A 13,265-nucleotide genomic window follows, 5' to 3' on the forward strand; every position below is an offset into this window, starting at 1 on the left:
GGATCCTCCCCCATCATCGCCGTTCCAGACCGCCGATTCCCCTTGGCGCGCCTGCGGAAATTGCCCTGTCACACGCAAGGACGGCCGCCTGTCCGGCTTCGTCCTTGACCTGTCCTGGCAACAAACGGCCATAGCGGTCCCGTCTTTGCAACCGAAAATACGCACGACTTTCATATGGACGTCATAATGTTGCAGAATTGACGCAATCGATTGTCCCGGTTCCAGCCAGACAAGGGGCGGCGGACGTAGTGGGCCGGGCATCGCCACCGGGGCCAAAGCCGGGCCACGGCGAATCGGCGGCGTGCGACCGGCGGAACCCGAAACGCGGCGGATGCGGCAGCTTTCGGGTTCCGCGCAGCGCTCAGCGCGCTAAGCAGCGGACAAGGGGAACTTATCGTGTCAATTTCAGTGTCTCATCGCCTCGCCGGGATCCTTGCCGCGGTCACCAGCCTGGGTGCGTGCGTTCCCGCGGGTCGCCAGCCGATGCGTCCCGCACCGCCGCCGCTGACCGTCACGACCGTGGCGCCGGCGCCCCGGCCATCGTCGCCGACGCGGCCGTCGACCAGGCCCCAGCCCGCGGCGGACCTGCTCAACGCGGTCCAGGCGCTCGGCGCGAGCTTCAAGGGACAGGTCGGGATCACGGTGCGCGACATCGACGAGGGCTGGGTGGTGGCCTGGGACGGCGACACGCGGCGTCCGCAGCAAAGCGTCAGCAAGCTGTGGGTGGCGATCGCGGTGATGGACGCCGTCGACCGCGGGCAGATTTCGCTGTCCGACCGCGTCACGCTGACGCGTGCCGACCTGACGCTGTTCCACCAGCCGATCCGCGCGCTGATCGGCGCGGACGGCTATACGACGACGATCGACGAGCTGTTGCGCGGTGCGATGACGCGCAGCGACAATACCTGCAACGACGTGCTGCTGTGGCGCGTCGGCGGTCCCGCGGCGATCAACCGGATGCTCGACGCCAAGGGTGTCGAGGGCGTGACCTTCGGTCCGGGCGAACGGGTGCTGCAGGCGAAGACCGCGGGGCTCGAATGGCGGCCCGAATGGGCGGGGGGCTGGGGCTTTCTCCAGGCGCGCGCGGCGATGACCTACGAGGCGCGGGCGAAGGCGCTGAACCGCTATCTCGCGGCGCCATACGACGGTGCGTCCGCCAATGGCGTGACGCTCGGCCTGTCGCTGCTCGCGCAGGGCAAGCTGTTGAGCGCGCGCTCGACCGCGTCGCTGCTGACGCTGATGCGGTCGAGCAAGACCGGGCCGCTGCGACTCAAGTCGGGGCTGCGGCCGGGCTGGTCGCTCGCGCACAAGACCGGCACCGGGCAGGACCTGGGCAGCCTGTCGACCGGCTATAACGATATCGGGCTGCTCGTTGCGCCGAACGGCCATCGCTATGCCGTCGCGGTGATGATCGCCAGCACGCGCGAGCCGATTCCGGTGCGGATGCGGCTGATGGGCGACGTGACCCGGGCCGTGGTCGCCTCGGCGGGCAATTGATCGTGCCGGCCGGGCAAGGGGCCCTATCAAGCCGTTTCGGTTATAACTTTCTTTAATAAATTCATGCGATTGGGAGTGACTTCCTGAGAGCAAAGATCGTGGTCCCCCTTTTCAATCTTCATTTCGAGCATTCGGGGTCGCTGGTCGCCGTTGCAGTCGGGATCTGCCTGACCGCGAGCTGGTCGGTGGCGATGCTCGCGATCGATCTCGACCGGACCGCGGCAGAGCCCGGCGAGCCGCTCGGCTGGCGGCATGCCGCGCTCGCGCTCGCCGCGGGGCTCGGCGTCTGGGCGACGCATTTCATCGCGATCCTCGCCTATCGACCCGATCTCCTGCTCCGCTACGACGTGCCGATCGCGATCCTGTCCGCGCTGGTCGGCATCGCGCTGGTCGGCGTGCCGCTGGTCGCGGTCACCCGCCTGCGCCGCCGCGCCGCGCGGATCGCTGCGGCGACGATCGCGGGCGCGGGCATCTGGTGCATGCATGCGGTCGGGCTGACGGGCATGACCGATTGCGTCCACGTGTTTTCCTGGCCGACGAACATCGCCGGGCTGGTGCTCGGGACGGTGCTGATGGCGACGTGGCAGCTCCACCGCGGCTGGGCGCGGTCGCGCACCGCCGCCTGCATGCTGTTCGCGCTCGCGATCTGCACGACGCATTTCGTCGCGCTGTCGGGCGATATCGTGATCGGCAGCATCGGCGACGTGCGCGGCAGCCTGTTGTCGCCGGGCCTCGTCGCCGCCTGCATGGCGTTTGGCGTGTCGGTCACCTGCCTCGCCAGCCTGCTGACCTTCGAGCGGTTCAGGACGACGCGCGAGGAAGAGGGGCACACGCTGAGAGCGGTGCTCGAAAGCATGTCGGACGGGCTGGTGTTCATCGACGGCCATGCCCGGCTGCAGCATTTCAACCACCGGTTCCTCGAGATGTACGCGATCCCGGACGGGGCGATCGCGCCGGGCATGACGATCACCGCCTGTATCGACATCGTCGCGCGTCATCGCGGCTGGCGGCCCGAGCGGCGCGCCGAGATCCGCGCGGCGATGCAGCAATGGATCCGGACCGACGCGACGTTCGACCGCGAATGGGCGATGGACGATGGCTGCGTCTATCGGATGCAGTGCCGTCCGATGCAGTCCAAGGGCGTGGTGCTGACCTTCAACGACGTCAGCGCGGAGCGGCAGGCGCTGCGCAACCTGACGCATCTGGCCTATCATGATCCGCTGACCGGGCTGGGGAACCGCCGGTCGCTGCGCGAGCAGAAGGAGGCGCGGATCCGGATCGGCACGCCCTTCTCGCTGCTGATGATCGACCTCGACGATTTCAAGCGGATCAACGATGCCTTTGGTCACGCGGTCGGCGACCAGCTGCTGGTCCATGTCGCGGCCGAGCTGACGCGGCTGCTGCCCCAGGACAGCTTCATCGCGCGGATGGGCGGCGACGAGCTCGCGATCCTCGCCAGCGAGACGGGTGACGCGGCGGCGGCGCTCGCCGATTCGATCGTCGCGCAATTGAGCGGCGCGGTCGTCATCAACGGCTGCCGGCTGCTGCCGAGCTGCAGCATCGGCATTTCCCACTTTTCGGGCGCCTGTTCCGCCGACGACCTGATGAAGCGCGCGGACATGGCGCTGTACGAGGCCAAGCGGCTCGGGCGGCGGCGCGCGCAGGCCTATCTGCCCGGGCTCGCCGAACGGCTCGCCGAACGTCAGGGGATCGTCGACGACCTGCACGAAGCGGTCCAGACGGGCGGCTTCGCACTCGCCTTCCAGCCGGTCGTCGATCTGCTGACCGGGGGCACGACGGGCTATGAGGCGCTGATCCGCTGGAACCACCCGGTGCGCGGCTGGATCCCGCCGGGCGTCTTCATCCCGATCGCCGAGCAATGCGGGCTGGTCGAGGATATCGGCCGCTGGGTGATGATGGAGGCGTGCCGCCACCTCGCGGGCTGGTCGCCGCATCTCAACGTCGCGATCAACATCTCCGCCGCGCAGCTGAAGTCGGAAGGGCTGCTCCACAGCCTGACGCAGGCGATCCTGATCCACGGCGTCGCCCCCGAGCGGGTCGAGATCGAGATCACCGAGACCGCGCTGATCGACGATGCGGGCCGGACCGCGGTGATGCTCGACCGGATCCGCAAGCTCGGCATCAAGGTGTCGCTCGACGATTTCGGCACCGGTCAATCGTCGCTCGCGCATCTGCGCGACTTCCGTTTCGACCGGATCAAGATCGACCGCAGCTTCGTCGCCGAGGCGGCGAATGATCCGCGCTGCATGGCGGTGCTGAGCGCGACCGTCGCGATCGGCAAGGAACTGGGCGTGCTGACGCATGCCGAGGGGGTCGAGACGCGCGAACAGCTCGACGTGCTGCACGATATCGGCTGCGACGTGGCGCAGGGCTATCTGCTCGGCCGCCCGGTCGTCCCGTTCACCGATGCGACGGCGGACTTCGCCGCGCTGCCGGGGGACACGATCATCGGCGCACCCGGCGATACCGACCCGCAATCCTCGGGGGTGACGGTTACCCGGCTCGCTGCCTGAGCGTCAGACCAGCGGCGGTCCGAACACCGACCAGCCGGTCCGGTGCGCGATCATCTCGAGCGCGCGGATGCCGAGGATGCTGTTGCCATGCTGGTCGAGATTGGGCGACCAGACCGCGATCGCCGCCCGGTCCGGCACGATCGCGAGAATGCCGCCGCCGACGCCGCTCTTGGCGGGCAGGCCGACCCGCACCGCAAAATCCCCCGACCCGTCATAATGACCGCAGGTGATCATCAGGCCGAGCACCGTGCGGTGACGCTTGGCGACCGCGTCGGCCTCCGGGTCATCAGGCGACCGCCGCGTCGCCGCGAGATAGGCACCCGCCTTGGCAAGGCCACGGCAATCGAGCGCGATCGCGCAGTTGCGGACATAGGCGGCCATCACCGCGTCGGGATCGGCATGGAGATTGCCGTGATGCCGCATGAAGCTCATCATCGCGCGGTTCAGGTCGCCACCCTCCTGCTCGGACGCCATCACGTCCTCGTCGAACGTGACGCTATCGGCCCCGGTCTCGCGGCCGATCAGCCGGGCGACCGCCGGGTCGTCGCCGTCCTCGGGCCGGTGTTCGACCAGGATATCGACGACCGCCAGCGCGCCTGCGTTGATGAACGGGTTGCGCGGCACGCCCTTGGTCCGCTCGAGATCGACGATCGAGTTGAACGGGTCGCCCGACGGCTCTTTCCCGACGCGCGCGAAGACGTCGTCGCCGATCGCCGCGAGCGCGAGGTCGAGCGCGAACATCTTCGAGATGCTCTGGATCGGGAATGCCGTCGTCGCCGCGCCCGCGGTCAGCAGCGTGCCCGACGTCAGCGCGACCGCGATGCCGATCGGCCCGGGCGCGGCCTCCTCCTTGCGGTCCGCCGATGCCTCGATCCGCGCGGCGTCGTCGGTGATCTCGGCGGCGATCTCGGTGATGATCTGCGCGATCGTGCTGGGCATGCGGCTCTCCTGGTGAACAGGTTGAACTCGCAGGCGGCGCGCATGATCCGTGGGCAGGGGCGCGGCGCCCTAGTCCAGCCGCGTCGACGTCCGCGCCGCCTGTCCCGCGGTCAGCAGGTCGCCGATCGCGCCCGCGGGGCCGGTCGCGGACAGCGCGGTCATCGCAGAGTCGAGCCGCGCCGGGTCGAAGCCTCCGACCGGCGCGGTCAGCATCGCGAACACGGGCGCGGTCGGCAGCGGCGCGAAGGCGCGGGCATAGCGCCGGTTGAGCCGCGCCAGCGCGGCCTCCTGTCCGAGCATCGCATGGGCGATCGCCTGGCGCAGGACGATCGCCTGGCCCTCCGCGGACAGGCCGCCGCGCGGTCCGGGGGCGGGCAGCAGCGCGGTGCCGCTGGCGGCTAAGCCCGACCAGTCGCGCGCGTGCCAGTCGAATTCGGCGCGGATCGGCGTCGCGTCGCGGATGTCGGCGAGCGTCGCCACCGCTTCGGCGTGGCGGCCGAGCAGTTCGAGCGCGACGGCCTGGAGGCGGCGGCGTTCGTCCTGGATCGCGTCGGGATAGGGAATCATCGCGGTTTCGCGCAGCACGCGGACCGCGGCGTCGGGCGCGCCCGCCAGGATCCGCAGCGTCGCGACGCGGATCGACAAGGGGCCCTGTTCGACGTCGCGCTGCGTGGAGGACAGCCGGCGTTCGAGCAGCTCGGCGGCGCGGCGATAGAGTCCGGCCTGTTGCAGCCGGTCGGCGAGCATCCACACCACGCGGTCGCCTTCCGCCCCCGTCGGCATCAGGTCGCGGTAATCCCAGAGCAGGCCGGCGGCGGTGCCGAGCGGCATGGTCGATTGTGGCGCCACCAGTGCGACGAGATGCGCCTGGACGGTCGCCGACAGCGGGGCGGCGTCGGCGCCGACATTGCCATAGCGCAGCAGCGCGGCGGCCGCCGCCAGCAGCGCGGATTCGTCGCCGCGGCGGGTGGCGAGGCTCATCGCCAGCGTCAGCCCGCGGCGCTCGACCATGCCCCCTCGCCAGCGGAACAGCAGCGCCGCCAGACGCCGTGCCGCGGCCGGCGGGGCGAGCATGCGCGCGGCCAGATCGGTCTCGATCGTCCCGAGCGTGGCCGCGGCGCGCTGTTCGGGATCGCCGGTGCGTGCGGCCAGATCGAACCAGCGACGGCTCGTCGCGGCGGCGCCGAGCGCACGGTCCGCCTCGCCGTGCAACAGCGCGGCCGCCGCGTCGGTCGCCGGGATGCGATCGAGCCAGTCGCGCGCCGGGCCGGGCCTGCCCGCGTCGATCGCCGCGCGCGCGGCGGCGAGAATGAAGGGGCGGCGCGCCTTGGCGCCACGCGCGTTCAGCGCGGGCATCGCACAGCCGAGCACGCCCAGCGCCGGCGCCGCACGACCCGCCTCCGCCAGGATCCGCATCCGCCACAGACAGGTCTCGGGATCGGTCGCGAGCGCAGGGTCGTCGAGCGCCGCGATCGCCGGATCGGTCCGCCCGAGGCGCCCGAGCGCGACGCCGCGCGCGCGCCGCCACGCGGCGACCTTTGCAAGCCCGGTATCGTCGGCTGCCATCACGTCGAGCACGCCGAGCGCCTCGCCAGCGCGGTCGCGCGCGATCAGGGCGACCGCATAGCGCCAGCGTGTCGCCTGCCGCGTCGCGGGCGTGGCGGTCGCAAGCGCCGCCCAGGCCGACTGCTCGCTCATCGCGGTCCAGGCGGTGCGCGCCGGCGGCAGCGGCTGCGCGGCGAGCTCGGCGGCAAAGGGTACAGGCGCCGGGCGGGCGGGGGCGGGTGGCGACGGTTGCGCGGGCGTCGGCGTGCCCGGGTGGGGCGTGCCCGGGTGGGGCGTGCCCGGGTGGGGCGTGCCCGGGTGGGGCGTGCTCGGGTGCGGCGCGCTCGGATGCGACGGTTCGGCAGCGCGCGCGGCATGCGGTCCGGCCAGCCCCGCGCCGATCGCCAGCGCGATGGCGAGGCGGATCATGCGAAGGCCAGCGTCACCGCGACCGCGGCTGCGGCGGCGGCGCCAAGGAACAGCAGCGCGAACACGATCGTCGCGACCCTGTTGCCTGCAGCGGCATGATGACCATCGTCCGGTCCGGCCGCGGGCATCGGCGCGATCGCGGTCGCATCGCCGCGCCGACGGGCGTCCGTCTCGGCACCGTTCGCGACGATCCTGACGCGCGCGGGTTTCTGATCGTGGCTCACTTGCGCTCCATCCCTCCGCTATCCTCCTATTATAGAGGTAAAGACCTGCGGATCGTCGGCATCGGCCGGCATTCGGGGCGACGTCCCGACGAAACCACAAACCGGAGCCCAAGCGATGCGCACCCGCCCTTCACCCAAGCAGATCGCGCTGCTGATCGCGGCGCTGCTGACCGCGCCGATCATGGCGCCAGGCGCGGCGGCGTCCGAAGGGGGCGGGGCGGAAGGTGAACCCGTACGGCCGTCGCCGCTGTTCGTGATGCTTGATCCGCTCGACGTGCCGATCGTCGAGGGCGATCGCGCGGACGGGCGGCTGAAGGTCAAGCTCGTGCTCCAGGCCGCGGACGTCGCAGGCGCGGGGGCGATCGAGACGCGTCGGCCCGAACTGCGCGAGGCGGCGCTGGTCGCGTCGATCGAATTCGCGCGGTTGCATGCCTCCGCGTCGACGCCGGTCGATGCACGACGGCTGGCGCAGGACGTCTCCACGGCCCTGCGCCGGGTCGATCCGACGATCGCGGCGGTGTTGCTGGTCGAGGTGGCGGCGCGCCGCGCCTGATCGCGCTGGCGTCCGCGCGCTGCGCCGAACCCCGGCCCGGCGTGTCTCAGGCGTTGGCGTTCAGCCCGTGCCGCGTCGCGCGGGGGCGGGTCGGCAGCGGGGTGACGTCGGCCACGCGCTCGGGCCGGCCGGCGCGACGGCAGGCAAAGTCTTCGATCCGCGCCCCGGTGATCCGCGGCGACAGCAGCAGCAGCGCGATGCAGTCGGCGATGTCGGGATCATGCTCGCTGCCGATCGTCTCGATCACGTCGTCGAGCGTCATGCCCGGCGCGGTCAGCGCACAGGCCGCCGCGGCAGACCACAGCGCATGCGGGTCGGTGACCGAAAGCGACAGCGAAACGCGGTAGTCCATGACCTCATCCTCTCCGGCCGTTCGTGGCTGGCCCGCCCGCCGGTTCGCCCGCCGGTTCGCTCGACCCTATTCGAACCGGGCCGCACGGCTATTAAGGGATTACCCGTATCGGCGCGCGCCGCTGCCTGAAAACAGGCATGAAAAAACCGGGGTGGCCGATCGGCCACCCCGGTTTCCACGACCCCCCGCCGATGTGCTTGGGGGACTTGGCGGGATCGTGTCTCGTACCGGCTTACCGGAACAGCGAGGTGATCGTCTGCGGTGCCTGGTTGGCGATCGACAGCGCCTGAACGCCAAGCTGCTGCTTGACCTGCAGTGCCTGCAGCTTCGCCGATTCCTTGGCCAGATCCGCGTCGACCAGCTTGCCGACGCCGCTTTCGATCGCGTCCGACAGCTTGCTGGTGAACGTCATCTGTGCGTCGATCTTGCGCGACCCCGAGCCGAGATCGCTCAGCTTGGTGTTGAGCGAGCTGCCCAGCGTGTCCAGGGTATCGACCATCGCCTTGGCCTTGGCAGCCGTGTCGATTTCCGAATCCTGGCCGAGCACGCCGGTACCCACGCCCGCGGACGCGGTTTCCGTCGCCGGCAGGTCGATTTCCTGGTTGGCGATGGAGAGCGTATCGGGATCGTAGGTGTCGGTGCCGGTTGCCTTGTTGGTCAGCGACTGCAACGCACTCACGGTGCCGCCGCCGGTCTTGAGCAGGTTCGTACCGTTGAACTCGGACGAATCGACGATCGTGCTGATCTGGTCGCGAAGGGCGGTGAAGTCCTTGTTGTACGCAGCGCGGCTCTCGTCGCTGATGCCATCGTCCGACGCCTGCTTGGCGAGCGTCTTCATCTGGTTGACGACGTCCGAGATCTGCTCTGCGCCTGCGACCGCAACGTCGGCCACGCTCTTCGCCCGGCTAAGCGAGGAGTTGACCGCCTTGAGGCCACCCAGATCGCCGCGAAGGCCCTGGGCAATCGTGAAGGCTGCCGAATCGTCCTTGGTCGATGCGACGTTCAGGCCGCTGTTGATGCGGCTCTGGACGACGGACAGACCCTTGCTGGTCTCGTTGAGGGCCTGGAGGGCCGCCATCGCGCCAACATTGGTGTTAACGGACATTCCCATGATATTCTTCCTTCTGGAATAGTCGGTCGCTTCTGCGTCCTTGAGCCGTACGGCGGCTCGCCGACGGAGCGGTCAGATCCGACCCGCTCCTTATTCTGGGAAGAAATCCGGGGACTTGGTCGCGCTGCGCGGATTATTTGCAGCGCGGGCGCGCGCCTCAGAACGGAAACAGCGCGTCGTAGATCTGCTGGCCCCAGCGCGCCTGCTGCGCCTGCGTCAGCTGGCCGCGGCCGCCATAGCTGATCCGCGCCTCGGCGATTTGCGTGTGGCGGATGCTGTTGTCGCGGCTGATGTCCTGCGGGCGGACCATGCCGGTCACGATCAGCTCGCGCAGCTCGTAATTGACGCGGATCTCCTGGCGGCCGCGGATCATCAGATTGCCGTTGGGCAGCACGTCGGTGACGATCGCCGACATCGTCATGCTGATCGTTTCCGACCGGCTGATATTGCCCGATCCGTTGAACTGCGACTTCGAATTGCCGGCGATCAGCGGGTCGGGCGTCGCGACGCCGAGCCCGAGCGCGGCGGTCAGCCCGGCATTCTCGGAGCCGCCGCGCGTGCGCGCGGTCGTGTTGCCGACCTCGGCGCGGTCCTGAACGTTGATCCGCACGGTCAGGATGTCGCCCTTGCGCGCGGCGCGCTGGTCGCCGAGAAACGCACCAGCGCCGGCGCGGAACAGCGATGCGTCGGGGGGCGCCAGCGCCAGTGGCGGCGCGGCCGGGCGACGGCTTGGCTGGCCAAGCGAATCCTCGGTCAGCGGGGTGTCGACCGCGGTCATCTCGCTGAGTTTCGGCGCCTTGCCGATCGTCTTGAGCTGGCCGATCGTGCCGCAGCCCGACAGCGCGGTCGCGCCGGCGAGGATCAGGAACAATGTCGCGGGTCTGGTCATCGAAACTCTCCTCATTGCGCGGCGACGCGGACGCTGCCCGCGCCCGTGACGACGCCATCGACGCTGTGGTTGGTGGACAGCGCGACAACGCGGACGACGTCGCCAATGCCGCCCGCCGCCAGCGCCCGCGCCGCGGTGGTGATCGCAAACCCGCGACCCTGGAGCGACAGCGTCACCGCCTCGCCGCGGCGCACCAGCCGGGGCGCGACAAGATCGCCGGCGCGGACCATCGTGCCGGCGGGCAGCGCGCGCACCGCCTCGCGGCCGCTCGCCGCGTCCGCCGCCAGCGCGCCGCGCGCGGCGACCGCGGCGCGCGGCTGCAGTTCGAAATCGGTCGCGCTCAGGATATCGCCGCGCGCGATCGCGCGGGTGAGCACCGCGACGGGCGTCTCGGCGGGATCCGCCGCGTGCGCCGGGAGCGCGATCCCCGATGCGAGGAGGAGCGCGACGGCGATTGCCAGGCGGCTCACCGGAGCTGGCTCGAGGTGGCGAGCATCTCGTCCGCGGTCTTCACCACGCGGCTGTTCATCTCATAGGCGCGCTGCGCGGTGATCAGCGCGGTGATCTCGGACACCGGGTTGACGTTCGACGCCTCGACAAAGCCCTGCAGCGTGTCGCCAAAGCCCGGCTGGCCCGGCGCGGCGACGGTCGGCTGCCCCGACGAGGCGGTTTCAAGAAACAGGTTGCCGCCCTGCGCCTCGAGCCCCGCCTCGTTGACGAAGGTCGCGAGCTGGATCTGGCCGACGGTCTGCAGCGCGGGATCATTGGCGAGCTTGACCTGGACCTCGCCGGTCTTCGAGATCGCGACGTCGACCGCCTCTGGCGGAATGACGATCGCGGGTTCGACGCGGAAGCCGTCCGCGGTGACCAGCTCGCCCTGTTCGGACAGCTGGAACGATCCGTCGCGGGTGAAGCCGATCTGCCCCGAGGGCAACGTCACCTGGAAATAGCCGCGCCCCTGGATCGCGATGTCATAGCGGTTGCCGGTCTGGTTCGGCGCACCCTGTTCGGTGATCCGGTAGACGCCGCCGGTCTTCACGCCCGCGCCGATCTGGATCCCGGTCGGCACCTTGGTCTGGCCGTCGCCGCCCGCCGCCGAACCGGGGCGCGTCTCCTGCTGATAGAGCAGGTCCTGGAACGCCGCGCGCTGGCGCTTGAACCCGGTGGTGTTCATGTTGGCGAACGTCAACACGCCGGGCTATGCGCGCGAGACGGTCGCGTTGCAGACGGGGGTTACTGCAGGCCGCGTCAACGGCGTGGTGGTCGGCGAACCCGGCCGCGTCGCGGACAAGTTCCTCGAAGCGACCGTCTATGGCCGCAGCGGCGATGCGGGCCGTGCGGAGGTCGAGGCGGGCTATCTCGACCGGTTGCAGTCGCTGCTCGGCGCGACAGGGTCCGAATCCGCGCTGCCCGCGCGGCTCGACGCGGTTGCCGCGACCGCGACCGCGATGGCCGGCGCCAATGGCGGCTCCGCGGTCACCGCGCCCTTTGTCGGCATGGTCGAGGACGCGATCGGATCGATGCGCCAGCTCGGTCGCGACGTCGACGTGCTGCGTGGCGATATCGAGGGCGAGGTTGGTGACACGGTCGAGCGGGTCAACGCGCTGCTGCGCACGGTAGACACGCTCAACGACTCGATCTCGCGGCTGCAGGGGCTGGGGCGCAGCGCGTCGGGCCCCGCCGACCGCCGCACCACCGCGCTCGAGGAGCTCAGCGCGCTGATCGGCATCACCGCGCGCGAACAGCCGAGCGGGCGGGTGACGATCGATACCGCCTCGGGCGTCCCGCTGCTCGACCAGCGGCTGCGCCAGCTCTCCTATCCCGCCAGCGGGGTCGGCAGCGCGCAACCGGTCTATCCGACGATCGACGTTCGGTTCGCCGAGGCGGACGGCACGCTCGGCGCGGCGACCGGGACGACGCTCGACACGCCGGCGATGGGCGGGCGGCTCGGCGGGCTGCTCGACCTGCGCGACCGGCAGTTGCCGGCGTTCTCGGCGCGGGTCGAGACGCTGTTCGCGGGGCTCGCTCGGACGATCAACGCCGCGTCCAACACCGGGTCGGCGGTCCCGCCGCCGGCGATACTCACCGGCCGCGCGACCGCGCTGACCGGTGGCGACCGGCTGGGGTTCACCGGCGCGGCGCTGATCGCGGTGACGCGGTCGGACGGCACGATGGTCGCCGGCACCACGCTCGACTTCGACGCGCTCGGCGCGGCAGCAACCGTCGACGATGCGATCGCGGCGATCAATACCAGCCTGGGCGGTGCGGCGACCGCGTCGTTCGCCAACGGCACGCTCACCATCGCCGCGACCGGCCCAGGCACCGGCGTCGCCGTGGCGCAGGACACCGCGCGGCCGAGCGCGCGCGCGGGGATCGGCCTGTCGCACTATTTCGGGTTGAACGACATCGTCCGCAGCGACACGAGCATGCTCGTGCCGTCGGGGTTCACCACCGCCGATCCGCATCGCTTCGCCGCCGGCGAGGCGGTCGATTTCGCCTTGCGCGATTCGTCGGGCCGGCTGGTCGCGCGCTATGCGCTGACGGGGGCGACGGGGCCGAGCTATGGCGACCTGATCGACGAGCTCAACGCCAGTCCACTCGGCGGTTATGGCCAGTTCGCGCTCGACGATGTCGGACGCCTGCGGTTCTCGGCCACCCGCGCCGAATCGGGGGCAATGCTCTCGGTCCTGTCCGACACGACCGACCGCGGCGGCACCGGACGCGGTTTTGCGGCGATCACCGGGCTGGGCGCGGCGGGGGCGGGGCTCGACAGCGCCGGGGTCCGCCGCGACGTGCTCGCCGACCCGACCCGCCTGCCGCTCGCCCGGCTCCAGCCCGTCGCGGTGGGAACGAAGGCGCTGGGGCCGAGCGACCGGCGCGGCGCGACCGCGCTGGTCGATGCGCTGGCGAGTGCGGTCGATCTCGGCGATGCGGGGACGATGACGATCGCGCGCTTCTCCGCGGTCGTGCTGGGCGATGCGGGATCCGCCGCATCGCGCGCCACCGATCGTGCGGACCAGATGGGCGCACGCCGCGACGACGCGATCAACCGCCGCGACAGCGTCTCGGGCGTCAATATCGACGAGGAGCTCGGCCAGATGGTCGTGCTCCAGAACAGCTACGCCGCCGCCGCGCGCGTCATGACCACCGCGAGCGAGATGTACGACACGCTTCTCGGCATGATCAGATAGG

12 protein-coding genes are annotated in these 13,265 nt (G+C 70.6%); 4 read left to right on the top strand and 8 right to left on the bottom strand.

Going from position 1 to position 13,265, the window contains the following annotated elements; translation table 11 throughout:
• The first annotated feature begins 396 nt into the window (after positions 1-396).
• Positions 397-1,497 carry a serine hydrolase gene (locus IFT54_RS16730; RefSeq protein WP_235188233.1) on the top strand — a complete coding sequence of 367 codons (1,101 nt, stop codon included), beginning with the start codon at positions 397-399 and terminating at the stop codon, positions 1,495-1,497.
• A gap of 98 nt (positions 1,498-1,595) precedes the next feature.
• The gene (locus IFT54_RS16735; RefSeq protein WP_192071454.1) at positions 1,596-4,031 is read left to right on the top strand and encodes an EAL domain-containing protein; all 2,436 of its coding nucleotides are present in this window, start codon (positions 1,596-1,598) and stop codon (positions 4,029-4,031) included.
• A gap of 3 nt (positions 4,032-4,034) precedes the next feature.
• Here IFT54_RS16735 and glsA read toward each other — a convergent pair whose 3' ends face one another.
• The 3 genes from glsA to IFT54_RS16750 all read right to left on the bottom strand — a co-directional run bounded on the left by glsA (position 4,035) and on the right by IFT54_RS16750 (position 7,168).
• Positions 4,035-4,970, bottom strand: a complete 936-nt coding sequence (glsA, locus tag IFT54_RS16740; RefSeq protein ID WP_192071455.1) for a glutaminase A — start codon at positions 4,968-4,970, stop codon at positions 4,035-4,037.
• Between the two features lie 69 nt (positions 4,971-5,039).
• Complete coding sequence (locus IFT54_RS16745; protein ID WP_192071456.1) at positions 5,040-6,944, bottom strand: hypothetical protein; 1,905 nt, start codon at positions 6,942-6,944, stop codon at positions 5,040-5,042.
• Positions 6,941-7,168: a hypothetical protein gene (locus tag IFT54_RS16750; RefSeq protein WP_192071457.1), complete on the bottom strand. Its 228-nt coding sequence runs from the start codon at positions 7,166-7,168 to the stop codon at positions 6,941-6,943. The genes IFT54_RS16745 and IFT54_RS16750 overlap by 4 nt, the downstream gene beginning before the upstream one ends.
• A 115-nt stretch (positions 7,169-7,283) precedes the next feature.
• On the opposite strand from IFT54_RS16750, the gene IFT54_RS16755 reads away from it, so the two are divergent.
• The gene (locus IFT54_RS16755) at positions 7,284-7,721 is read left to right on the top strand and encodes a hypothetical protein (protein ID WP_192071458.1); all 438 of its coding nucleotides are present in this window, start codon (positions 7,284-7,286) and stop codon (positions 7,719-7,721) included.
• A gap of 46 nt (positions 7,722-7,767) precedes the next feature.
• Here the strand turns inward: IFT54_RS16755 and IFT54_RS16760 are convergent, their stop codons facing one another.
• The 5 genes from IFT54_RS16760 to flgG form a co-directional block, all read right to left on the bottom strand.
• Positions 7,768-8,073, bottom strand: a complete 306-nt coding sequence (locus tag IFT54_RS16760) for a hypothetical protein (RefSeq protein WP_166747139.1) — start codon at positions 8,071-8,073, stop codon at positions 7,768-7,770.
• A gap of 232 nt (positions 8,074-8,305) precedes the next feature.
• Positions 8,306-9,184 (bottom strand): flagellin, encoded by an 879-nt coding sequence (locus IFT54_RS16765; protein ID WP_031395278.1) that lies wholly within the window; start codon positions 9,182-9,184, stop codon positions 8,306-8,308.
• Positions 9,185-9,341: 157 nt separating this feature from the next.
• A complete protein-coding gene (gene flgH, locus IFT54_RS16770; protein WP_192071459.1) occupies positions 9,342-10,073 on the bottom strand; it encodes a flagellar basal body L-ring protein FlgH in 732 nt (243 codons plus the stop codon).
• Between the two features lie 11 nt (positions 10,074-10,084).
• Positions 10,085-10,543 carry a flagellar basal body P-ring formation chaperone FlgA gene (flgA, locus tag IFT54_RS16775; RefSeq protein WP_192071460.1) on the bottom strand — a complete coding sequence of 153 codons (459 nt, stop codon included), beginning with the start codon at positions 10,541-10,543 and terminating at the stop codon, positions 10,085-10,087.
• On the bottom strand, positions 10,540-11,247 hold the full coding sequence (gene flgG, locus IFT54_RS16780; RefSeq protein ID WP_192071543.1) for a flagellar basal-body rod protein FlgG: 708 nt from the start codon (positions 11,245-11,247) through the stop codon (positions 10,540-10,542). Before flgG ends, flgA begins: the two co-directional genes overlap by 4 nt.
• On the opposite strand from flgG, the gene IFT54_RS16785 reads away from it, so the two are divergent.
• Positions 11,246-13,264: a FlgK family flagellar hook-associated protein gene (locus tag IFT54_RS16785; RefSeq protein ID WP_192071461.1), complete on the top strand. Its 2,019-nt coding sequence runs from the start codon at positions 11,246-11,248 to the stop codon at positions 13,262-13,264. The two genes, flgG and IFT54_RS16785, sit on opposite strands and share 2 nt — an antisense overlap.
• Position 13,265: the final 1 nt, after the last annotated feature.

The organism is Sphingomonas sp. CFBP 13714 (genome assembly GCF_014842205.1).
Classification (GTDB): domain Bacteria; phylum Pseudomonadota; class Alphaproteobacteria; order Sphingomonadales; family Sphingomonadaceae; genus Sphingomonas; species Sphingomonas aerolata.